Source organism: Kitasatospora sp. NPDC001603 (genome assembly GCF_040298365.1).
Lineage (GTDB): Bacteria > Actinomycetota > Actinomycetes > Streptomycetales > Streptomycetaceae > Kitasatospora.
Map to the genome: position 1 here is coordinate 1 of NZ_JBEPAA010000081.1, position 21,224 is coordinate 21,224.

Consider the following 21,224-nt stretch of genomic DNA (forward strand, 5'->3'; position numbering starts at 1 on the left):
CACACCCTCCCGGTCGGTGGTGTGGTCGTCCGCGAAACGACGGTCACCCGTCGCGTCCGGCACGTACTTCACACAGACAACGATCCTCAAGCTCATGAGCGGTTCTCCTGATACGGGTGCACTGGTCCATGGCCTCAGGTCATGCCCAGGGTACTGAGTGCCAAGTCCGGCCCGGCCGCGCCGCACGCGGGAGCGGGCGCCACCTGGACCGGCATGCCGTGTCGGCTCTCTTCGACTGGCGTCAGAGGCTCGCCTCAGAGAATACGGCACTCAGTACCCCGCGTAAAGGAACTCAGTACCCTTCGCCCGTCGCCGGGGTGCCCCCGGGGGCACCCCGGGCGCCCGCGAGCATCGTCCAGGACGCCGTGCGGAATCCACCGGACCCTCCGGGCGGGCCCCCGCCGGGGCCACCCGTCCGGCGGCCCCCGACCGGGCCGGACGCTCGCGCGCTGCGGCCATCATGCCCTGCGTGCTACCTTGCTTTGCATGGTAGCTGGCAATGCAAGCATCCCTGCGGCGGACGGGCCCGTGGCGAGCCAACTCCGCAAGGGGGTGCTGGAGTACTGCGTCCTGGCCCTGCTCCGGGACGGACCCCGCTACGGCGTGGAGCTGCTGGCGGAGCTCGCCCGGGTCGAGGTGATGGCCACCAGCCAGGGCACGATCTACCCCCTGCTGTCCCGCCTCCGGCGGACCGGGCTCGCCGACACCCACCTGCGGGACTCCGAGAGCGGGCCGCCGCGCAGGTACTACACGCTGACCGACGCCGGCCGGAGCGCGCTGGAGGAGTTCACCACGAGCTGGCCCTCCTTCCGCGCCGCCGTCGACCACTTCCTCACCCCTGGAGAGACGCCGTGACGGACACCCTCGCCCACCCCCTCGTACGGGACTACCTCTCCTCAGTCGAGGCGCTGACGGCCGCGCTTCCCGAGCTCCACCGCCGGGAGCTGCTGGCGGACCTGCGCGAGCACATCGAGGTGGCACTGGCGGACGCCGGCCACCTCGACGGGGACGGCGTGCGAGGCGTACTGGACCAGCTGGGGGCGCCCGGCGAGATCGCGGCGGCCGCGCTGGCCGAGGAACCGGGCGACGACCGGCCGGTGCCGGAGAGCGGCGGGCGGACCGCGGTCACCGCCGCCCTGATCGCCGTACCGCTGCCGGCCGCGCTCGTCCCGGTGATCGGGGCGCCGCTGGGGCTGATCGCCGCGGTCGTCGGGCTCGTCCGGCTGTGGAAGTCCCCGCAGTGGTCCCGGCGGGAGAAGCGGGAGGCGACGCTGCTCGCGCTCTCGCCCGTCCTGGTCCTCCCGGTGGTCGCGGCGGTGCTCTCGGTGGTGCTCGGCGGCCTGAGCGCGCGCACGGTGACGATCGCGCTCCTGGTGACCCTGGCCCTCCCGGTGGTGGCGGCCGCCCGGCTGGTCCGCTCGGCCGCCCGGCTCCGCTAGGGCAGGTCGGACAGGCTCCGGCCGACCAGGGCGACGGCGGCCTCGGCCGTGTAGAGACGGAAGGTCAGCGACTCCTGGAGGTAGAGGTCGACCGAGTCGGCGGTGTGGGAGAGGTAGCCGACCGAGATGTCCTGGCCGAGGACGAGTTCGAAGTCGCCGCCACGGGCCGACAGCAGGAAGGCGCCCTCGATGGCCGGGGCCCAGATGATCTCGCCGTCGAGGAGCCGGGCGATGTGCGCCGCCACCGGGTAGCCGTGGTCGCTGGTCTCGCTGACCGCGGTGAAGGCGTCGGCGCCGAGCAGCAGCGCGTACGGCCCGCCGACTCCGGCGAGGCGCAGCGCGGAGAGCGCCCTCGCCACCGCGTTCGGGTACTCGCGGACGTCCGCCGGGAGCTGGATCGCCGGGTTGCTCGCACCGGCGCGGATGCCCTCGATGGCGGCGGCCCGGTACCCCTCGAAGACGGCGCGGTCCTCGGCGAGGGCGATGGTGCGGGCCGCGTCCTTGACCGGCTGCCAGTCGGAGTCGCGGGAGCCGCGCTCGACGTCGTCGACGGCGGCGCGGCTGACGGTGAAGGGCACCCGGAGCTCGACGACGGGCTGGGAGTCGCGGGCGTGGGCGAGCACCCCGTCGGCGGGCGGGGTGATGCCGGTCAGGTGGCCGGTGCCGACGGCGGCGAGGGTGGTGCCCTCGGGGCCGCTCAGGTCCACCACCCGGCGGCCGGCGATGTGGAGCTTGAAGGTCTGCCGGGCCTCCTCCTCGATCTCCTCCCAGGCCGCGGCGGAGACGGGGGCCAGGTCGCGGTGCAGATTGCTCATGACGAAGGGGTCCCTTTCAGGCTGCCGATGCCGAGCGAGCCGTCGGCGGCGGAGGGGGCGGTGTCGGTACTGGCGGTGGCGGCACTGGCGCTGGCGGCACTGGCGGCGGTGACCTCGGCCGGGGCGCCGGCGGGAGCGGGCGCGGCCGGCGGCCCGTCGAGGAACTCGGCGGTCGGGACGTAGAAGAGCGAGCCGGTCACCGCCGTGGAGAAGTCGAGCAGCCGGTCGTGACTGCCCGGCGGGCGGCCGACGAACATGTTGCGCAGCATCTCCTCCGTCACCTCGGGCGTGCGCGCGTAACCGATGAAGTACGTCCCGAACTCGCCGCCGCCGTCGAAGGATCCGAACGCCATGTTGAAGCGCATGATCTGCCGCTCCTCTCCGTCGGGGCCGGTGACCGTGGTGAGGGCGACGTGCGAGTCGGCGGGCTTGGTCGCGTCGTCCAGCTCGATGTCGGTGAGCTTGGTGCGGCCGACGGCCCGTTCCTGCTGCTCCACCGGGAGGGTGTTCCAGGCGGTGAGGTCGTGCAGGTACTTCTGGACGACGACGTAGCTGCCGCCGGCGAACCCCGGGTCCTCCGCGCCGACCACCACGGCCGCCGCGGCCGCCCGCCCCTCGGGGTTCTCGGTACCGTCGACGAAGCCCAGCAGGTCGCGGTCGTCGAAGTAGCGGAAGCCGTGGACGGAGTCCACGACGGTGGCGGCACCGGCCAGCCGGCGGGTGAGCTGGCCGGCCAGTTCGAAGCAGAGGTCCAACCGGGTGGCCCGCAGGTGGAGCAGCAGGTCGCCGGGGGTGGCGGGGGCCCGGTGACGGGCGCCCGCCACCTCCCGGAACGGGTGGAGCCCGGCGGGTCTGGGGCCGGCGAAGAGGCGGTCCCAGGCGTCGGAACCGATGCCGGTGACGCAGGTCAGCCCGGCGTCGGGGGCCCGGAAGCCGACCGAGCGCCGCAGGCCGGCGAGGTCGGGCAGCAGGTCGCGGACGGCCTGCTCGCCGCCGGGGTCGATGGTGAGCACCAGGAAGATCGCGACGTTGGTCAGCGGGGTGAGGACGGCCTGCGGCTCCCCGGCGGGCGCGTTCGGGCTCTCGGGCGGCACGGCGGTCTCCACCTCAGGGTTCCCGCGTGCTTCCCCGCCCGGTCCGGCGGTCCGCGACCGGACGGCCGGTGGGGCGGAGCGGCTCCGCGCTCGGAGCATGACGGACCGGCAGTGATCTGATCATGTGTACGATTACACCGCATAGTGGACATTCGGGCGCGATCACACGCACCCGTCCGGCCCAGCGCCACGGCCCGGCGGACGCCCCCGTAAGGGGCGGGCCACTCGGCCCGCCCCTCGTCCCGCCCCGCCCCGGCTCTCGTCCCGCTCCGGCCGTCGCCCGTTCGTGCCGTCAGGCCCGGAGGGCGGCCAGTTGCTCGGCGAACGGCACCACGGCCGGTGTGTCGGCCGGTGACGGCGCCGCCGTCGGCGGGCGGCCGGCCAGCAGGGTGGCCAGCTCGCCGGCCGCCCGGTCGATCCGGCCCGGCAGGCCGTCGGTGTGCCGGTCCCCCGTCGCGCCCCAGTCGTCCGTCGCCGCGTACACCGCGGTGGGGACGACCACCGAGCGCAGGTAGGCGAAGAGCGGCCGGACGGCGTGCTCCAGGGCGAGCGAGTGCCGGGGAGTGCCGCCGGTGGCGGCGATCAGCACCGGCTTCCCAGCGAGGACGTCGTGGTCGATCACGTCGAAGAAGGACTTGAACAGGCCGCTGTAGGAGGCGGTGAAGATCGGCGTCACGGCGATCAGGCCGTCGGCGCGCGTCACCGCCTCGACCGCCTCGCGCAGGGCCGCGCCCGGGAACCCGGTCACGAAGTTGTGCGCGATGTCGGTCGCGAGGTCCCGCAGTTCGATCACCGTGACGTCCACCGCGCCGCCTGCCGAGCCGAGCTGACGGACCGTCGCCTCGGTCAGCCGGTCGGCCAGCAGGCGCGTCGAGGACGGCTTGCTCAGCCCGGCGGTCACCACCGCCAGTCGGTACGTGCTCACTCGGCCACCTCCGTCGTCTCCTCCTGCGCGGCGAGTGCGGCCGCGACCCGGGCCGCGTGCGTCGGCCCGTCCGGGACGCCCGCCGGGCGGCCCTTGGCGAACTCCTCGCGCAGCACCGGCACGACCTCCTCTCCCAGCAGGTCCAGCTGCTCCAGCACGGTCTTCAGCGGCAGGCCGGCGTGGTCCATCAGGAACAGCTGGCGCTGGTAGTCGCCGAACGACTCGCGGAAGGTCAGCGTCTTCTCGATGACCTCCTGCGGGCTGCCCACGGTGAGCGGGGTCTGCTCGGTGAACTCCTCCAGCGAGGGGCCGTGGCCGTACACCGGCGCGTTGTCGAAGTACGGGCGGAACTCGCGCACCGCGTCCTGCGAGTTCTTCCGCATGAACAGCTGGCCGCCGAGCCCGACGTAGGCCTGCTCCGCCGTGCCGTGCCCGTAGTGGGCGTAGCGCTCGCGGTAGAGGTCGACCAGCTTCTGGAAGTGCTCCTTGGGCCAGAAGATGTTGTTCGCGAAGAAGCCGTCACCGTAGTAGGCGGCCTGCTCGGCGATCTCCGGGCTGCGGATCGAGCCGTGCCAGACGAACGGCGCGACGCCGTCCAGCGGGCGCGGGGTGGAGGTGAAGGACTGCAGCGGGGTGCGGAAGCGGCCCGACCAGTCCACCACGTCCTCGCGCCACAACTGGTGCAGCAGCGCGTAGTTCTCGACCGCCAGCGGGATGCCCTGGCGGATGTCCTTGCCGAACCACGGGTACACCGGGCCGGTGTTGCCGCGGCCCATCATGAGGTCGACCCGGCCGTCCGCGAGGTGCTGGAGCATCGCGAAGTCCTCGGCGATCTTCACCGGGTCGTTCGTGGTGATCAGCGTGGTCGAGGTGGAGAGGATGATGCGTTCGGTCCGCGCGGCTATGTAGCCGAGCATGGTCGTCGGCGAGGACGGCACGAACGGCGGGTTGTGGTGCTCGCCGGTCGCGAAGACGTCCAGGCCGACCTCCTCGGCCTTGCGGGCGATGGCCACCATCGCCTTGATCCGCTCGTGCTCGGTCGGGGTGCGGCCGGTGGTCGGGTCGGGGGTGACGTCGCCGACGGTGAAGATTCCGAACTGCATGCTGCTCACCACACTCCTGGTGAATCCCGGGGCGCGGGATCCGATCGTCAAAGTTTCAACCACCTTAGCACCGGCCGCTCCGCCGGTATTCCCCTGCGCGCCCCGCGGGCCGCCCAGGACCGCACGGGTGCGGGGCCGTACCGGTACACGGGCCGGGCTGGCCTTGAGGACCCCGGGGCGGACCGGGCGGCTTCCCGGGCCGGCGGGACAATGGGAGGAGCAAGGACGGCCGACCCGGAGTCCCGGAAGGGCGGCGAGCCGATGGCGGCCTACATCGCGGTGAGTGCGCTGAGCCACGAGGGCCTGGTGCGCGAACACAACGAGGACAGCCTGACGGTCGGGCCGTGGACGCTCTGCGCGACCGTGACCGGCAACCCGCAGACCCTGCTCTTCCCGACCGGACCGCCCTGCGTGGTCGCGGTGGCGGACGGGCTCGGCGGGCACCCGGGGGGCGAGGTGGCGAGCGCGCTGGTGGCCCGGCGGCTGGCCGCCGCCGGGCCGGGCCTGGAGGGCGAGGAGACCGTCCGGGAGGCCCTGCAGTCCTGCAACCAGGCGGTGTACGCCGCGGCGGCCGAGGATCCGGAACTCGCCGCGATGGGCACGACGGTGGCGGGTGTGGTGCTGCTCCCCGCGCGGATCGTCGCCTTCAACGTCGGCGACAGCCGGGTCTACCGGGTGGAGCGGGACGGTCTGCGCCGGATCAGCGTGGACGACAGTCCGCCGCCGGCCCCCGGGCGGCGGACCACCTCGCTGATCACCCAGTCGCTCGGCGGCTCGTTCGGCCTGACCTTCGTCGAACCGCATGGGCGCGGCATGCCGCTGGCGGTCGGTGACCGGTACCTGGTGTGCAGCGACGGCCTGACCGATCCGGTGCCGGAGGAGGAGCTGTCGGCGCTGCTGACGGGCTCCGCCGAAGGATCGGAACGGGCCGACGGGCGCGCGGTCTACGACCTCTGGAGGGCGGCGATCGAGGCCGGCGGGCCGGACAACATCACGATGGCCCTGGTCCGGGTCGCCGGGTAGCCCCGGCGCGAGCCGCCGCCGGGCCCACGCGGGAGGCCCCGGCGGAGCGCCGCACGCGCTCCCCCGGGGCCTCCGGTCATCCGGGGCCGATCAGAACTCGGCCTTGATGTTCGCGCCGCCGAAGCCCTGCTGGGCGTAGAGGCTGGCGTAGACGTAACCCGCGGGCGGGTTGTCGATGGTAAGGGTCTCGGTGTTGTTGGAGGCGTTGACCGACCGGGCCGTGTAGGCGTTGGTGTACGCCCACGAGGCGGTGTTGAAGTAGAGGTCGGCGTTGCCGGTGCCGCCGGTGCTGGTCAGCTTCAGCTGCTTCGTCCCGGCCGGGATGTAGAGGTAGAAGTGGGCGTAGTTGCCGGTGGTCGCCGCCAGGTTGCTGCGCCGGCAGTTCCGGTCGAGCAGGCGGGTGTCGGCGGCGGAGCACTCGGGCATCCGCGAGACGGTGACCGCCCGGCTGGTGCTCGCGGTGGCGCCCTTGTCGTCGGTCACGGTCAGGGTGACGGTGTAGGTGCCGTCCGCGCCGTAGGTCTTGGTCGGGTTGGCGGCGGTGGAGCTGGTGCCGTCACCGAAGTTCCAGGCGCGGGAGGCGATCGTGCCGTCCTTGTCGGTGGAGCGGTCGACGAAGGTGACGCTCAGCTCGCCGGTCGCGGTCGTGAAGGCCGCCGTGGGCGCCTGGTTGCCGCCCGGGTCGGTGCCGGTGCCGCAGGAGCCGGCCGCGCAGGCGGTCAGCCAGGCGTCGAAGTCGGCGTTGTAGCGGGTGCCGATGGTGGAGGTCAGGTAGCCGCGGGCGCCGTTCCAGTCCCCGGCGCGGTACTTGGCGAGCACCGCGTCCATGTCCGCGCGGTGCTTCTCCAGCATGTAACGGACGGCCAGGTAGCCCCAGTTGTAGACGCGGGTCTGGTCGGCGTTGTCGTACGTGGTGTCGAAGAGCGTGCTCAGGCTGTAGGTGTGCAGGCCGGCGGCGGACATCGCCGCGTCGTACGACACCTTGCGGTACGAGTAGGAGACGTACTCGGCGAAGCCCTCGACCCACCAGACGGTCGGCGTGGTCATCCCGGCGTTGAAGTCGCCGGCCATGTCGAACCGGCCGTCCAGGTAGTGGGTGTACTCGTGGTTGAGGTTCCAGATCTGGAAGTCCGGACGCACCCACTCGGCCTCGTAGGCGAGGAAGCGCGGCTGGTTGCCGACCGCGGCCGGGTCGCCCTCCAGGTACATGCCGCCGTTGTTGGTGTTGATGCCGTAGATGATCGCGGCGAACACGCCGTAGTCGAAGCGGCCGTGGAAGACCACGACCTCGATGGTGGTGTTCCGGTCGTTGGCCACCGGGCCGCCGTCGCGGACCACGGAGTGGAAGTAGGCGTCCTGGCCGGTCAGGCTGGTGCAGGCGGTGGACAGCTGGGTGGAGTCCAGGGCCTGGGCGAGGATCTTGATGCTCGGGCTGCAGGTGTAGCTGACCGTCAGATTGGCCGCCTTGAGGCGGTTGGCGGCGTCGCAGGTGCCGTAGTACGAGCAGTTGGCGGCGTCGTAGGCGGCCGTCATCTCGGCGGCGGCGGCCCACTGGTAGGCGGTGCGGCCGCCGACCGAGGCCTGGTCGACCAGGCCCTTGACCAGCGGGCGGTCCTTGGCCTGCAGCGGGGCGTACTGGAGGAAGCGGCCCATCTCGCGGGTGGCGTTGTAGACCAGGAAGCCGTAGTCACCGCCGAGCAGGGCGTTGTTGGCGCCGGCGAAGCCGTACAGCGAGTCCAGCACGCTCGGGTCGGCCTGGACGGCCGAGACGAACGCGGGGATCTGGTGGCCGCGCCACAGCACGGTGAAGACGCCGTTGAGGGCGTTCCCCATCCCGGCCGGGTTGTGGGTGGCGGCGTTGTAGTCGGCCAGCATGCGCTTGACGACGTACAGGTAGCGGACGTTCTCCTGCGCGCTGTCGATCAGCACGACGGCCTCGCCCAGCGTGCCCGAGTTGTCGGAACTCACGTCACGCGAGTGGGAGTTGGCGAAGAAGGTGTCCAGCGCGCCACGGATCGCGGTCTGCAGGGCGGTGCCGTAGGTGCCGACGTCGGCGGGGTGGTACCACTGCACGAAGTAGCCCGCGCGCAGGAAGAGCACCAACTGTCCGGCGGAGGTGGTGTTGTTGCCCGGGTAGGCGGCGGCGGTGTCACGCAGGGCGTTGGCCACGGTGACCATCTGCGCCTCGCGGAAGGCCTTGTTGGCGTCGGTGCCGGTGAGCGTGAACAGCTGGTTGACGCAGCCGAGTTCGGCGGACTTGATCTGCTGGACCAGGGCGCTGCCGGTGCGGCTGGTGAAGTCGCCGACGTTGCAGGCCGCGGCGGTCGCGGCGGCGGACTGCTGCCCGGCGGACTTGGCCGACGTGGCGGCCGCCCCCGTCGAGGCGGCGTCCGCGGGCGCGGTGGCCGAGAGCGGGGCGCGGTCACTGGCGGGGACGGACCGGTTCTGGCCGTCGCCCTGCGCGGCGGCGCCGATGCCGGGCTGCGGGGCCGGGCCGGCCGCCGTGGCGGACGGGGCGCCGCCGGGCTGGGGCGGGACCGGGGCGGGGGCGGCCTGGCCGCGCGGGGCGAACAGACCGAGCGCCAGGAGCATCGCCAGGGCGATCGTCACCAACCTGGCCAACTGAGGCAGTGGTGAAAAAGGTCGTGCGGTTCTCACGTGGGGGCCTCCGGGCCTTCTTCAACCGCGCTGGGGAGACGCGGCCTTGACGGGAGTGAGGACCGTTGCGACGGCGCCGTGGGGCGGCTCCGTCGTGCACACGGTGGGGAGTGTGACATGTACAATGGCATACATCACATGACGTGTGAAGCCCCTGGACACCGGACTTCGGGCCGGGCCCCGGGGCAGGCTCCCCGGACCGGTGACGACGAACGGCCGTTGGGCCGAGGAATCGACTTCCTCGGCCCAACGGCCGTTCTCCTACCGGGAGCTGAGCGGCCGGCGGCCGCGCACGTCACCGTGCGGGCCGGACGGCCCCCCGGGTCCGGGCAGGTCGGGCGGACCGGGCGGACCGGGCGGACCACCACCCGGACCCCGGACCCGGGCGGATCACTTGCGCAGCAGCAGGATGACGCCGGCGGTGACCAGGCCGACCACCACCGCGGCCGCGCCGTACGCGAGCCGGTGCGCGCGCAGGACGGGCAGGAAGCGGTCCACGGCGTACCGGCCGGGCCCGGTCAGGGCGAGCGCGGCGGCGCCGGCGGTGAGCAGCAGCTCGTACTCGCTGCCCTTGGGCGCGAAGAAGCCGCCGCCCCAGGTGACGGCGAGCGCGTTGACCATGGTGCCCAGGATGGCGGCCGCGGCCAGCGGGGTCAGCAGGCCGGCGGCGAGCGCGAGGCCGCCGAAGGTCTCGGTGAGACCGGCGACCACGGCCATGGCGTCGCCGGCCGGGTAGCCGCTCATGGTGAAGAACTGACCGGTGCCGTCGAGGCCGCCACCGCCGAACCAGCCGAACAGCTTCTGACTGCCGTGCGCGGCCATGGTCAGGCCGAGCGCGAGGCGCAGCAGGAGCAGGCCCGCGTCATAGGCGTGCGGCGAGGTCAGCGCGGGCCCGGGGGCTGCCCGGCCCGGGAGGACGGTGGCGGTGGTGGGGGCGGTCGTGCTCGGGCTGGTGCTCGGCATGCGCGTCTCCATCGATCGGGGTCGGTCGAAGCAAGGGGGGTCACGGACGGTTACGGACGAACCGGTCGTTCAAATTCGAACCGCCGCCGTTCGACCGTACCTGGGAGTTCGAATTTGAACAACCGGCGCGAGTGCGGGGAGTGAGCGAACGGGCACGCGGACCGGCCGACCGGTACGTGGCAACCGGTCGCGCCCGGCCGGGCACCGGGGCAGGGTGGAGGCATGGCTCACACGGAATTCCAGCGACCGGCCCGGCCCGGCACCCCGTACGCCGAGGCGCTGGCGGCCTTCGGCGAGCGCGTCCGGCTGGTCGGGCCCGACCGGTGGGACGCGCCCACTCCGTGCACCGACTGGTCGGTGCGGGACCTCGTCAACCACCTCACCGGCGAGCAGCTCTGGGTGCCCGAGCTGCTGATGGGCTCGACCGTCTCCGAGGTCGGCGGCCGGTTCGACGGCGACGTTCTCGGCGCCGACCCGGCCGCCGCCTGGACGGCCGCCGCCGAGGCCGCCCGCACCGCGTTCGAGGTGCCCGGCGCCACCGAGCTGACCGTCCACCTCTCGTTCGGCGACGCCTCCGGCCAGTACTACCTGGACCAGCTCACCGCCGACACCGTCGTGCACACCTGGGACCTCGCCGAGGCGACCGGCCACGGCACCCGGCTGCCGGACGGCCTGGTGGAGTTCGCGCTCGGCGAGCTGGCCGGCTACGGGGACCTCTCCGGCAGCGGAGTGTTCGACCCGCCGCTGCCGGTGCCGGACGGCGCGAGCCCGCAGACCCGGCTGCTCGCGCTCGCCGGCCGCCGCGACCGGCCCTGACCCGTGACACCCGGCGTGCCCGGCCGGTCACCCGGGGTGGTCCGACCGGCCCGACCGGTGCCGGACGCCGGATACTGGAGGTGTTCGGGGGGATCACCGGACGAGAGGCGGGCGCGCCATGAGCCGCAGGCCTGACATCCTCGGCGAGTTCACCGCCGACCACCGGGCGGTGACGGAGCTGCTCGCCCGGATCGAGGCCGCGCCGGACGGCGCGCCCGAGCGCGGCGAGCTGGTCGGGCAGCTGACCGACCTGCTGTTCGCCCACTGCGCCGCCGAGGAGGAGTATCTGTTCCCGGTCGTCCAGCACGATGTGCCGGACGGCGGGGCGGTGGTGTTCACGAGCATCCACGAGCACCTCGCGATCGGCCAGTACCTCTCCGACCTGCAAGGGGTCGGACCGGGCGAGCCGGCCTTCGCCACGCTGTACCAGGGCCTCGCCGACGCCGTCCGCCGGCATCTGGCGGTGGAGGAGGAGCAGGTCTTCCCGCTCGCCCGGAAGGCGCTGCCGGCCGCCGCCCGGGCCGAACTCGGCGAGCGGCTGCGGGCCGGGCGGCGGGAGGCCGCCGAGCCGGGGCCGTAGCGGCGCCGGCCGGTCAGGGCTCGCTGCGGGCGCGGGGGCGCCCGGCGGCCCTACGGCGGCGCGGGACCGGCCACGAGGGCGCGGGGGCGCCCGGCGGCCCTACGGCGGCCCGGGCCTCAGGCCTTCGGACTGATCACCGCGAAGCGGCCGCCCTCCGGGTCCTGGAGGCGGGCCACCCGCCCGTACGGCGAGTCGAAGGCCGCCCCGAGGGCCGAGCCGCCGAGTTCCTCCGCCTGGGCGAGCGCCGCGTCGGTGTCCGGCACCGAGAACGACACCTCCCAGTGCGGTGACAGCCCGGTCGGGCCGCCCGCCTGCTCCCTGGCGAGGGCCGCCACGCTGTGGCCCTCGGCCCGCAGCACCACCCGGTCGTGCTCCCAGCGCACCTCGAAGTGCTCCGGATCGCGGCCGTCCCAGCGGAACACCTCGCCGTAGAAGAGCGCGGCCGCGAACGGGTCCGGCGTGCGCAGCTCGATCCAGACCGGCGCGCCCGGCAGGTCCAGGCGCCGGGCCCGGCCCAGCGGGCCCTCCCAGATCCCGAACACCGCGCCCGCCGGGTCCGCGGCGAACGCGACCCGCCCGGCGTCGAAGGCCAGCGGGCCCACCGCCAGGGTCGCGCCGCGCTCTCGGACGGCGTCGGCGGCGGCGTCGGCGCTCTCCGTCCCGAAGTAGCTGGTCCACGCCACGGGCATCTGCCAGGCACCGCCGGCGACCCCCAGACCGGCCACCGCCTCGCCGCCGGCCACCGCGTGCACGTACGGGCCGAAGCGGTCCGGTCCGGGCTCGAACTCCCAGCCCAGCAGCGGCCCGTAGAACGCCTTCGCCGCGTCGAGATCACGCGCCATCAGGCTCACCCAGCACGGAACGGCCGCCACGCAGCGCACCTTGGCGGTCTCACCGCTGCCCATCGCGCACCTCCTCGGCGCCCGGCCGCCGGGCCCCTCCCGACTCCCACGGCCTACCGGCCGCCCGGGCGGGTTCAGCCTAGGCCGACATGCCGACCCGGGCACGCCGCGGCGCGCAGGGGGCGGCGGCGCTCGCGCCGCCCGCCGGGCGTGCGGCTACCGCCCGGGCGCGGGCGGCTACCCGGCGTAGCGGCGCCGCTCGGGTCCTGTGGGCCGGGTCGGCCGGGGGCGGGTGCGGTCACCGCCGCCTCCCGCGCCGGTCGCCGACCGGGCCCTGGAGCCGGGCGACCAGGTGGAGGCGGTCGTCCGCCGCGGTGTCGGCGGGCCGGGCACCCTCGGTCCAGGGCGGTTCGGTGCGCGGACCGGGCCGGTCGTAGAGGTCGAGGACGGTGAAGCCGTGGGCGGCGAGCAGACCGCGCAGCTCCTGCGGGAAGAGCAGCCGCCAGGCCGAGTGCTGCACGACGGCCGGGGCGCCGTCGTCGCTCGTCCAGGTCCGGGTGCGGCGCAGGAGCTGGGCGGCGTGGTCGATCCGGAGCACGGTGTGCGAGGTGCGGGTGACGCCGTCGTGCGTGACGCGGTCGGTGCGCGGGGTGTCGAGGAGGTCGGTGCGGCCGAGGAAGAAGGCGCCGTTGCGCAGCTCGGCGACCAGCAGGCCGCCCGGGCGCAGGTGGCGGCGGAGCCGGCCGAACAGCGCGTCGAGGTCCTCGTTGGTGTGGCAGTAGAGGAGGGCGCTGTCCAGGCAGAGGACGGCGTCGAAGCGGCCGGGCAGGCGGAAGGTCCGCATGTCGCCGACGTGGTAGGCGGGCCCGGGGTGGTGGGTGCGGGCGTGCCGGATCATCGCCTCCGAGCTGTCGACGCCGGTCACCGTCCGCCCGGCGGCGCGGTGCAGCCAGCCGGCGTCCCGGCCGGTACCGCAGCCGAGGTCGAGCACCTCGGGCCCGGCGCGGTGCTCGCGGAGCACCGACTCGGCCCACCGGGCGGCGACGAACCCCGGGTCGGGGAAGCGGAGTTCGTAGAGCTCCGGGGTGTCGGTGAGCAGGTTGTGGCCGGTCATCGGGCCTCGCTGGGGAGTGGGCGGGCGGGGGCGGGCGGGCGGGGGCGGGCGGCGGCCGGTGGCGCGTCATCGCCCGGCGGCCGGGGCCGGGCGGACGCCGAGTCCGGCCCGGGCCGGGGTGCGGACGATGCCGTCGCTGCCGCCGATGCCCTGCCAGGGGTCGTGGGCGAGCAGCAGGTGCCCGTCCAGGTCGACCCAGCGGGCCCGGTCGGCGAGGTGGACGGCCGGGGCGATGCCGAGCGAGCTGGCGACGAGGCAGCCGAGCATCAGCTCGGTGCCGCTGCCCCGCAGGGCCGCCCGGATGCGCAGCACCTGGTGCACGCCGCCGCATTTGGCGAGCTTGAGGTTGACCCCGTGGACGCGCCCCGCGAGCCGGCAGGCGTCCTCGTAGCCGACGGCGTCCTCGTCGGCGATCACCGGGACCGGTGAGCGTTCGGCGACGGCGGCCAGCGCGTCCGGACGGCCGGGGGCGATCGGCTGCTCGACGGCCTCGACGCCGGCGGCGGCGAAGGCCGGCAGGAGCCGGTGGGCCTCTTCCTCCGTCCAGGCGCCGTTGGGGTCGAGCAGCAGCCCGGCCCCGGGGGCGGCCTCGCGGACGGCGCGGACCCGGGCGAGGTCGTCCGCGGGGTCGGCGGAGCCGGCCTTGACCTTGAGCACGGTGAACCCCGCGGCGGCCAGCCGGGCGGCCAGGTCCGCGGCCCGGTCGGGCGGCTCGATGCCGATGGTGCGGGCGGTGGCGACGGCCACCGGCTCCGGCCGGCCGAGCAGCCGGTGGACGGGCTCACCGGCCCGCCGGCCGGCCAGGTCGAGCAGGGCGGCCTCGACGGCGGCCAGCACTCCGGCCGACAGCTCCTCGAACGGGGCGGCGCCGCGGCGGAGTTCGGCGAGCGCCTGGTCCGGGTCCGGCAGGCGCTCCAACGCCGGGCGCAGCTCGACGAGTTCACGCCGGATGAGCTCGGTGGGCTGGCGCAGGTAGCCGCTGGCGACGGCCTCGCCGCGGCCCGTGAGGCCGTCGTGCCGCAGGGCGACCAGGACGGCGTCGCGCTCGGCGGTCACCGAGCGGGAGATCCGCAGCGGTTCGGCGAGCCGGAGCCGTACGGTGCGCACGTCGAGCCTCATCGGCCCTCCCCGGGGCGGTCCGCGGGGTCGGGGCGGTCCCCGGGGTCGCTCCGGACAGCCGGGCCGGCCGGGCCGCCGTACCCGGTGCGCCAGCGCGCCCAGCCGGTGACCTCGACGGCGGCGGGGTGCGGGATCTCGATCGGGCGCGGCGCGGCGTGCTCCGCCTCCAGCCCGTGCCGCCGGCAGAACGCGTCGTCGTAGACGGTGCCCAGGTAGCGGTGCGGACCGTCGGGGAAGACGGTGGCGACGGCGGCGCCCGGCTGCACCCGGGCGGCCCAGGCGGCGACCAGGGCGACGGCGCCGGTGCTCCAGCCCCCGCTGACGAAGGCCCCGCGGGCCAGCCGGCGGCAGGCGTCCACGGCCTCGGCCGGCCCGACCCAGTGGATCTCGTCGAAGGCCTGGTGGGCGACGTTGCGCGGGTGGATCGAGCTGCCGAGTCCGCGCATCAGCCGGGGCCGGGCGGGCTGGCCGAAGATGGTCGAGCCGACCGAGTCGACGCCGATGATCCGCAGGGCCGGCCAGCGGCGGCGGAGCGGTTCGGCCAGCCCGGCGCTGTGGCCGCCGGTGCCGACGCTGCACACCAGCACGTCCAGGTGGTCGAGCTCGGCGGTGATCTCCCGGGCCATCGCCCGGTAGCCGGCCGCGTTGTCGGGGTTGTTGTACTGGTCGGGCCAGTAGGCGCCGGGGAGTTGGTCGAGCAGGGTGCGCACCCGGGCCAGCCGGGCGGCCTGCCAGCCGCCGTGCCGGGCCGGCCGGTCGACGAGCTCCAGCCGGGCGCCGTAGGAGTGGAGCAACTGGCGCATGGACGGTTCGAGTTCGGCGTCGCCGACCAGGACGACGGGGTGGCCGAGGGCCTGGCCGGCGAAGGCGAGGCCGATGCCGAGGGTGCCCGAGGTGGACTCCACCACCGTGGCGCCGGGCCGGAGTTCACCGCGTTCATGGGCGCCGCGGAGTATGGCGACGGCGGACCGGGCCTTCATCCCGCCGGCGCCGAGGCCCTCCAGCTTGGCCCAGAAGCCGGGGTGCGGGTGCGGCAGCGGGGTGCCGATCCGGGCGAGCGGGGTGCGGCCGAGCAGCGGCAGCAGGTCGGGGTTGCCGAGGGCCGCGGGGGCGAGCAGCGTGGTCACCGGCCACCGCCGTCCGCCCGGCCGGCCGGCGGGTGCCCGCCGTACAGGTGGAGCGGGCTGGGGCCGCCGTCGAGCCAGAAGAAGGGGTAGGGCTCGGCGCTGACGGCACTCACGCCGTCGCCGAGCAGCCGGGGCAGCACGGCGCTGCCGGTCTGGGCGAAGAGCACCAGCGGCTTGCCGGTGGCGCGGGCGTGCGCGAGCAGCGGGTCGAGCGTGCCGTTGCCGAGGGTCATGCCGGAGGCGAGGATCGCGTCGCACTCGTCCAGCCGGGCGGACGCGTCGGGGTGGACGGTCTCGCCCCACTCGGTGGTGCCGCCGACGAGGTCGCAGGCCAGGTACCCGAGGCCGCGCGAACGAAGCTGCTCCAGCAGGGAGTTGACCACGCCGACGACCAGCACCCGGCCGGTCGTCGCGGCCGGGAGCAGGCCGACGACGGCGCGCGCCCGGGCCCGGGACTTCGCCAGCGAGTCACCGGCCGGGACGGTCACCGGCCGGGCGCCGTGGGCCGGGCCGTGCGGGCGGCAACGCATCAGGTAGGCGTCGAGCGCGGCGACCCGGACCGGTACGAGCGGGTGGTCGAGCAGTTCGGCGACGGACGCGCCGACGCAGTCGGTGAGCGCCTCGGCGGGCAGCTCGCCGGGTTCGACCGCGCAGGAGCCGACGGCCGCGCCGAGGCGCAGGCTGAGCACCTCGTTGCGGTAGCCGCGGGCGCGTCCGGCGTGCCGCACGGCCTGCGTGGTGGTGAAGGCGAGGGCGATCCGCTGCCCGGCCGGGTCGGGCCCGTACGCTCCGGCGCGGGCCCGCCCGGCGATCCGGTCCAGGGCCGTACCGGGGAGGGTGGTGGTCATCCGGACACCGCCGCCCCGGCGGCGCGGTCGGACCGGAGGGGTGCGGGCGGGCCCTTCGACCCGGCGGGCCCCGCGTCCGGGCCGTCGGCGGTGTAGCGGGGGGTCAGCCCGGCGACCAGCCGCTCGGCCTCCCGGCGGGCGCCGGCGCCGGCGGTGTCGGTGGTCATCACATGGCCGAGGTACTCGTTGTTGCTGGTGGCGGGCCGGACGTCGCGCCCGGGGGCGGCGAGGGCCAGCTCGACCACGGCGCCGTCACGCCGGACGGCCGGTTCGCCCTCGAAGCCCTCCAGCAGGCCGGCCTGCCCCTCCCCCGGGACGAGGAAGGCGATCGCGGCGCTGCTGACCCCGGTGCGGTGGACGGTCAGGTCGGGACGGCGGCCGAGCGCGAGGTCCACGCAGGCGGCGGCGAGGTCGACGCCGGTGACCCGGCGGACCAGCTCGGTGATCCGGTTGCCGGCCGGGCGGGGGTTGACCTCCACCACCCGGGGCCCGGTCGGGGTCAGTTTGATCTCGGTGTGCGCGACGACCCGGTCCAGGCCGAGGGCGGCCAGCGCGGCGACGGCCGTCCCGGCCGCGGCGGCCGTGTCTTCGGCGCTCAGCACGGCGGGGAACATGTGGCCGGTCTCGACGAAGGCGGGCGCGCCGCCGACGCTCTTGTCGGTGACTCCGACCACCACGGTGTCGCCGTCGGCGCAGACGGTCTCGACACTGACCTCCGGGCCGGTCAGCAGCTCCTCCAGCAGGACGACGGGGGCCCGGCGCTGGCCGCGGGCGTTGACCGGGAAGGCCTCCAGGGCCCGGAGCGCGGAGGCCAGTTCGCGTTCGTCCGCGACCGCGCGGACGAGCATCCCGGCGCAGAGGTCCACCGGCTTGACCACCAGCGGGAAGCCGAGCTCCCGGGCGGCGGCCAGGGCCTGCTCCCGGTCGGCGCAGAGCGCGTACGCGGGCCCGGGGACGCCGGCCGCGGCGAGCGCGCGGCGGGTGAGGTCCTTGCGGCAGGCCGCGGCGACGGCCTCGGGCGCCGGCCCGGGCAGCCCGAGCCGGCGGGCGACCCGGGCGACCAGCGGCAGGTAGTAGTCGCAGGAGGAGATCACCCCGTCGAAGCCGAGCACCCCGTGCAGCCGCTCGACGTACGGGAGCAGGGCGGCGGGATCGTTGGTGTCGGCGGTGAGCACGTTCTCCGCGGCGAGCAGCGGGTGCGGGCCGTCGGTGGGCGCCGCCCGCAGGTAGTGGTGCAGGTCGCGGGTGAGGAAGGTGAAGCGGTGGCCGCTCTCCCCCAGGGCCCTGGGCAGCAGTCTGCTCATGGAGCCGACCCAGCTTTCGATCACCAGCAGATGCGCCACGGATCTCCCTCTCGACGACGCGCGCGGCAAGCCGGTCCGACGTGCCGAAGGCGACCGTAACGGCATTCGTTTTCATTTTCAACACGCTCGCACGGCTCTTCCGACTGGGCGTCAGATGACATTCGTTTTCAGGTACGGTGACGGGGACCCAGCCCCGACCCGACCCGTGGAGCCCTCCGATGGACCGTCCGGATGCCTATGTGATCAGGCACGCCCTGCCCGAGGACGTGCCCGGCGCCCGCCGGCTGATCCTGGACACCTTCTACCGCGAGTTCGGCTACGGCTACGTCCCCGACTGGCACGCCGACGTGGTCGACCTCCAGGCGCACTACCTCGACCACCCCCGGCACGCCCTGCTGGTCGCCACCCGGGACGGCGAGGTGGTCGCCACCACCGCACTGCACTCCCGCGGGCCCGTCCACCCGCCGCACCCCCGCGAGCTGGCCGAGCGCTACCCCGACGGCAGCACCGCCCAGCTGGTCCGGGTCTACGTCCGGACCGCGCACCGCCGGCACGGACTGGCCCGGGAACTGGTGCGCCGGGCATGCGAGTTCGCCGTGGACGAGGGCGGCTACCGGCACCTCTACCTGCACACCAACGCCGCCGTCCCGGGCGCCGAGGCGTTCTGGCGCAGCCTCGCCGAGGAGGTCCACGACGCCCGCCCGAGCGGCGAGCACGGCCCCGGGGTGGCCACCGTCCACTTCGAGATCCCGCTGCGCCGGCCGGCACGGGTCTGACGCCGCGCTTCCACCCTGCGGGTGGATGTGACGCAGGTCACATCCAGTGGGGAATTTCCGGGGACCGAATCCCCGTTTGCTCCTTCGTAGGCCTAAACGGGGAGAGTTTCCCCGCTATGCTGGGAGGAGCGAGAAAGTGAGCAGCACCGTCGCCGCGGCGACCCGCACCACGGAGCCCGTCCGCACGCCGAAGCTGCGCGCGGACGCGACTCGCAACCGTGAGCGGATCCTGCTGGCGGCGCGGGACGCCCTCGTCGAGCACGGCGCGGACGCGCCGCTGGACGAGATCGCCAAGCGGGCCGGTGTGGGCAACGCCACGCTGTACCGGAACTTTCCGGACCGCTCGGCGCTGATCCGCGAGGTGGCGCTGCTCATCAAGGGCCGTATCCTGGCCATCGCCGAATCGGCGACGGCGGAGGCTTCCGGCCCGTTCGACGCCCTCCAGCGGTTCGCGCACGCCACGGTCGAGGAGAAGATGGGCGCCCTGTGCCCGATCCTCACCAACCGGGTCGACCCCTTCGATCCGGACCTGGTGGACGCGCGCGAGCGACTGGTGACCGCCGTCGGCGACCTCATGGCACGCGCCAAGGAGGCCGGCGAACTGCGGCCGGACGTCGACCCCGGTGACCTGTTCATCGCGATGAGCCAGCTCACCCGCCCCCTGCCGGGCACCTCCTGCCAGTTCCTGGACGGCTTCGTCCACCGGCACCTGCAGCTGTTCCTGGACGGCCTGCGGGCGCCCGCCCGCTCGACCCTGCCCGGCCGGGCCGCGACCTTCGAGGACTTCCACCCCGAGCACTGACCCGCAGCGCCGAGCGCTGACCGACGGCCCGCCGGTCCACTGCCGCACCGGCGGCCGGGGCCGACCGTGCCCACCCGCACCCCCGACTTTCCCCTGATCCGTACGCACCGCACCCCGAAGTGAGTACTCCCATGCCAAAAACCGACGCCCTGCCGGCCACCCAGCCCGATCCGCGGCGCTGGAAGGCCCTGATATTCATCGGCCTCGCCCAGCTGATGGTCGTCCTCGACGCCACCATCGTGAACATCGCCCTGCCGTCGGCCCAGAAGGACCTCGGCATCACCGACGGCAACCGCCAGTGGGTGATCACCGCCTACGCGCTGGCCTTCGGCGGCCTGCTGCTGTTCGGCGGCCGGATCGCCGACCTGTGGGGCCGCAAGCGGACCTTCGTGGTCGGCCTGACCGGCTTCGCCCTCGCCTCCGCGCTGGGCGGCGCCGCCGCCAACACCGCCATGCTGCTCGGCGCCCGCGCCCTGCAGGGCGTGTTCGGAGCCCTGCTCGCGCCGGCCGCGCTCTCGCTGCTGGCCGTGATGTTCACCGAGGCCAAGGAGCGCGCCAAGGCGTTCGGCATCTACGGCGCCATCGCCGGCGGTGGCGGCGCGATCGGCCTGATCCTCGGCGGCCTGCTGACCGAGTACATGAACTGGCGCTGGACCTTCTTCGTCAACATCCCGTTCGCCGTGGTCGCCGCCGTCGGCGCCGTCATGGTGATCCGCGAGCCCGCCCAGGGCCGCAACCGCAACCGCCTGGACATCCCTGGCGTGCTGCTGGTCACCACCGGCCTGGTCTCCCTGGTCTACGCCTTCACCCGCGCAGAGTCGGACGGCTGGAGCTCCGGCATCACGCTGGGCCTGTTCGCCGCCGCCGCCGTGCTGCTGGCCGCGTTCGCCGTGGTCGAGATGAAGGTCAAGGCGCCGCTGCTGCCGCTGCGGGTCGTCCTGGACCGCAACCGCGGCGGGGTCTACCTGTCGCTCGGCCTGGCCGTGATCGGCATGTTCGGCCTCTTCCTCTTCCTGACCTACTACCTGCAGATCGTGCTCGGCTACAGCCCGGTGCTCACCGGTGTCGCCTTCCTGCCGATGGTGGCGGGCATGATCACCGGCTCGACCCAGATCGGCGCCCGGCTGATGACCCGCGTGCCGGCCCGCTACCTGATGGCACCCGGCTTCCTGGTCGCCTCGGTCGGCATGCTGATCCTGACCCAGATCGGCCTGGACACCTCCTACCCGGCGCTGATCCTGCCCGGTCTGATCCTGATGGGCCTCGGCATGGGCACCGCGTTCATGCCCGCGATGAGCCTGGCCACGCACGGTGTCGAGCCCCGCGACGCGGGTGTCGCCTCCGCCATGGTCAACACCTCGCAGCAGGTCGGCGGCGCCATCGGCACCGCGCTGCTGAACACCATCGCGGCCAGCGCCACGGCGACCTGGCTGGCCTCCCACGCCACCGCCGTGACCAGCCCGGCCGCGGCCCAGGCGGCGCAGTTCCAGGGCATGGTGCACGGCTTCTCGACCGCGATCTGGTGGTCCTTCGGCATCCTGGTCGCCGCCGCGGCGATCGCCTTCACCCTGATCAACGCCGGTCGCCCCGACCAGGCGGCGACGGGTTCGGGTGCGGTGGAGAGCAACGAGGTGCCGGTGCTGGTGCACTGACCCTCCGGGGTACACACAAAGGGTGCGTAGCGGCCCGTCCGGTGTTTCGACACCGGGCGGGCCGCTCGCCGTTTCCGGGGCATCGCTTCCGGACGGTCGTTTTCGGACCCCTCGCCGTTTCCGGGCGCTGTGGAGACGGCAGCGGCACCCCGGGTAGAAACGGGGAGCAGGCCCCGTTTACTCTGGTCCCAGCTCGAAGCGGGGAACGATCCCCGCTTCATGGA

General features: G+C 74.4%; 20 protein-coding genes and 1 pseudogene. 8 read left to right on the plus strand and 13 right to left on the minus strand.

The features are described from left to right. Window positions 1–96: pseudogene (locus tag ABT263_RS32695) on the minus strand (electron transfer flavoprotein subunit beta); the annotation flags it as partial. 390 nt (window positions 97–486) lie between these two features. On the opposite strand from ABT263_RS32695, the gene ABT263_RS32700 reads away from it, so the two are divergent. Together ABT263_RS32700 and ABT263_RS32705 are read left to right on the plus strand one after the other, a co-directional pair. Then, complete coding sequence (locus ABT263_RS32700) at window positions 487–855, plus strand: PadR family transcriptional regulator (RefSeq protein ID WP_329486972.1); 369 nt, start codon at window positions 487–489, stop codon at window positions 853–855. Continuing rightward, window positions 852–1,439, plus strand: coding sequence for an HAAS signaling domain-containing protein (locus ABT263_RS32705; RefSeq protein ID WP_352296012.1), 588 nt, complete (start codon window positions 852–854; stop codon window positions 1,437–1,439). Before ABT263_RS32700 ends, ABT263_RS32705 begins: the two co-directional genes overlap by 4 nt. Here ABT263_RS32705 and ABT263_RS32710 read toward each other — a convergent pair. The 4 genes from ABT263_RS32710 to ABT263_RS32725 all read right to left on the minus strand — a co-directional run bounded on the left by ABT263_RS32710 (window position 1,436) and on the right by ABT263_RS32725 (window position 5,376). Beyond that, window positions 1,436–2,254, minus strand: coding sequence for a family 1 encapsulin nanocompartment shell protein (locus ABT263_RS32710; RefSeq protein WP_329486974.1), 819 nt, complete (start codon window positions 2,252–2,254; stop codon window positions 1,436–1,438). The two genes, ABT263_RS32705 and ABT263_RS32710, sit on opposite strands and share 4 nt — an antisense overlap. Continuing rightward, complete coding sequence (locus tag ABT263_RS32715; RefSeq protein ID WP_502885900.1) at window positions 2,251–3,360, minus strand: Dyp-type peroxidase; 1,110 nt, start codon at window positions 3,358–3,360, stop codon at window positions 2,251–2,253. Before ABT263_RS32715 ends, ABT263_RS32710 begins: the two co-directional genes overlap by 4 nt. 280 nt (window positions 3,361–3,640) lie before the next feature. Next, window positions 3,641–4,273, minus strand: coding sequence for an FMN reductase (locus ABT263_RS32720; RefSeq protein ID WP_352296015.1), 633 nt, complete (start codon window positions 4,271–4,273; stop codon window positions 3,641–3,643). After that, window positions 4,270–5,376 carry an LLM class flavin-dependent oxidoreductase gene (locus tag ABT263_RS32725; RefSeq protein ID WP_329486977.1) on the minus strand — a complete coding sequence of 369 codons (1,107 nt, stop codon included), beginning with the start codon at window positions 5,374–5,376 and terminating at the stop codon, window positions 4,270–4,272. Before ABT263_RS32725 ends, ABT263_RS32720 begins: the two co-directional genes overlap by 4 nt. A gap of 261 nt (window positions 5,377–5,637) precedes the next feature. Between ABT263_RS32725 and ABT263_RS32730 the strand changes: the two genes are divergently transcribed. Continuing rightward, on the plus strand, window positions 5,638–6,399 hold the full coding sequence (locus tag ABT263_RS32730; RefSeq protein WP_352296018.1) for a PP2C family protein-serine/threonine phosphatase: 762 nt from the start codon (window positions 5,638–5,640) through the stop codon (window positions 6,397–6,399). A 90-nt stretch (window positions 6,400–6,489) separates the two neighbouring features. Here ABT263_RS32730 and ABT263_RS32735 read toward each other — a convergent pair whose 3' ends face one another. Together ABT263_RS32735 and ABT263_RS32740 are read right to left on the minus strand one after the other, a co-directional pair. Further along, a complete protein-coding gene (locus tag ABT263_RS32735) occupies window positions 6,490–8,991 on the minus strand; it encodes a collagenase (RefSeq protein ID WP_352296087.1) in 2,502 nt (833 codons plus the stop codon). 456 nt (window positions 8,992–9,447) lie between these two features. Then, window positions 9,448–10,020 (minus strand): DoxX family membrane protein, encoded by a 573-nt coding sequence (locus ABT263_RS32740; protein ID WP_352296021.1) that lies wholly within the window; start codon window positions 10,018–10,020, stop codon window positions 9,448–9,450. Window positions 10,021–10,242: 222 nt separating this feature from the next. Between ABT263_RS32740 and ABT263_RS32745 the strand changes: the two genes are divergently transcribed. Next, complete coding sequence (locus ABT263_RS32745) at window positions 10,243–10,836, plus strand: TIGR03086 family metal-binding protein (RefSeq protein ID WP_352296024.1); 594 nt, start codon at window positions 10,243–10,245, stop codon at window positions 10,834–10,836. 118 nt (window positions 10,837–10,954) lie between these two features. Further along, window positions 10,955–11,416 carry a hemerythrin domain-containing protein gene (locus tag ABT263_RS32750; RefSeq protein ID WP_329486981.1) on the plus strand — a complete coding sequence of 154 codons (462 nt, stop codon included), beginning with the start codon at window positions 10,955–10,957 and terminating at the stop codon, window positions 11,414–11,416. A gap of 116 nt (window positions 11,417–11,532) precedes the next feature. On the opposite strand, the gene ABT263_RS32755 is transcribed toward ABT263_RS32750, so the two are convergent. From ABT263_RS32755 to ABT263_RS32780, 6 genes are all read right to left on the minus strand, one after another. Further along, a complete protein-coding gene (locus ABT263_RS32755) occupies window positions 11,533–12,321 on the minus strand; it encodes a VOC family protein (protein WP_352296027.1) in 789 nt (262 codons plus the stop codon). Window positions 12,322–12,556: 235 nt separating this feature from the next. After that, the gene (locus ABT263_RS32760; RefSeq protein ID WP_352296029.1) at window positions 12,557–13,372 is read right to left on the minus strand and encodes a class I SAM-dependent methyltransferase; all 816 of its coding nucleotides are present in this window, start codon (window positions 13,370–13,372) and stop codon (window positions 12,557–12,559) included. Window positions 13,373–13,438: 66 nt separating this feature from the next. Next, the gene (locus tag ABT263_RS32765; protein WP_352296032.1) at window positions 13,439–14,491 is read right to left on the minus strand and encodes a dipeptide epimerase; all 1,053 of its coding nucleotides are present in this window, start codon (window positions 14,489–14,491) and stop codon (window positions 13,439–13,441) included. After that, window positions 14,488–15,618 (minus strand): pyridoxal-phosphate dependent enzyme, encoded by a 1,131-nt coding sequence (locus ABT263_RS32770; protein WP_352296035.1) that lies wholly within the window; start codon window positions 15,616–15,618, stop codon window positions 14,488–14,490. Before ABT263_RS32770 ends, ABT263_RS32765 begins: the two co-directional genes overlap by 4 nt. Further along, a complete protein-coding gene (locus ABT263_RS32775; protein ID WP_352296037.1) occupies window positions 15,615–16,466 on the minus strand; it encodes a Rossmann-like domain-containing protein in 852 nt (283 codons plus the stop codon). The genes ABT263_RS32770 and ABT263_RS32775 overlap by 4 nt, the downstream gene beginning before the upstream one ends. Continuing rightward, the gene (locus tag ABT263_RS32780; RefSeq protein WP_352296040.1) at window positions 16,463–17,809 is read right to left on the minus strand and encodes an ATP-grasp domain-containing protein; all 1,347 of its coding nucleotides are present in this window, start codon (window positions 17,807–17,809) and stop codon (window positions 16,463–16,465) included. Before ABT263_RS32780 ends, ABT263_RS32775 begins: the two co-directional genes overlap by 4 nt. Window positions 17,810–17,988: 179 nt before the next feature. Here ABT263_RS32780 and ABT263_RS32785 point away from each other — a divergent pair, with 179 nt between their 5' ends. From ABT263_RS32785 to ABT263_RS32795, 3 genes are all read left to right on the plus strand, one after another. Next, window positions 17,989–18,546, plus strand: a complete 558-nt coding sequence (locus tag ABT263_RS32785) for a GNAT family N-acetyltransferase (protein WP_352296043.1) — start codon at window positions 17,989–17,991, stop codon at window positions 18,544–18,546. Window positions 18,547–18,682: 136 nt separating this feature from the next. After that, window positions 18,683–19,348 carry a TetR/AcrR family transcriptional regulator gene (locus tag ABT263_RS32790; RefSeq protein ID WP_352296046.1) on the plus strand — a complete coding sequence of 222 codons (666 nt, stop codon included), beginning with the start codon at window positions 18,683–18,685 and terminating at the stop codon, window positions 19,346–19,348. 131 nt (window positions 19,349–19,479) lie between these two features. Further along, on the plus strand, window positions 19,480–21,000 hold the full coding sequence (locus ABT263_RS32795; protein ID WP_329486990.1) for an MFS transporter: 1,521 nt from the start codon (window positions 19,480–19,482) through the stop codon (window positions 20,998–21,000). Window positions 21,001–21,224: the final 224 nt, after the last annotated feature.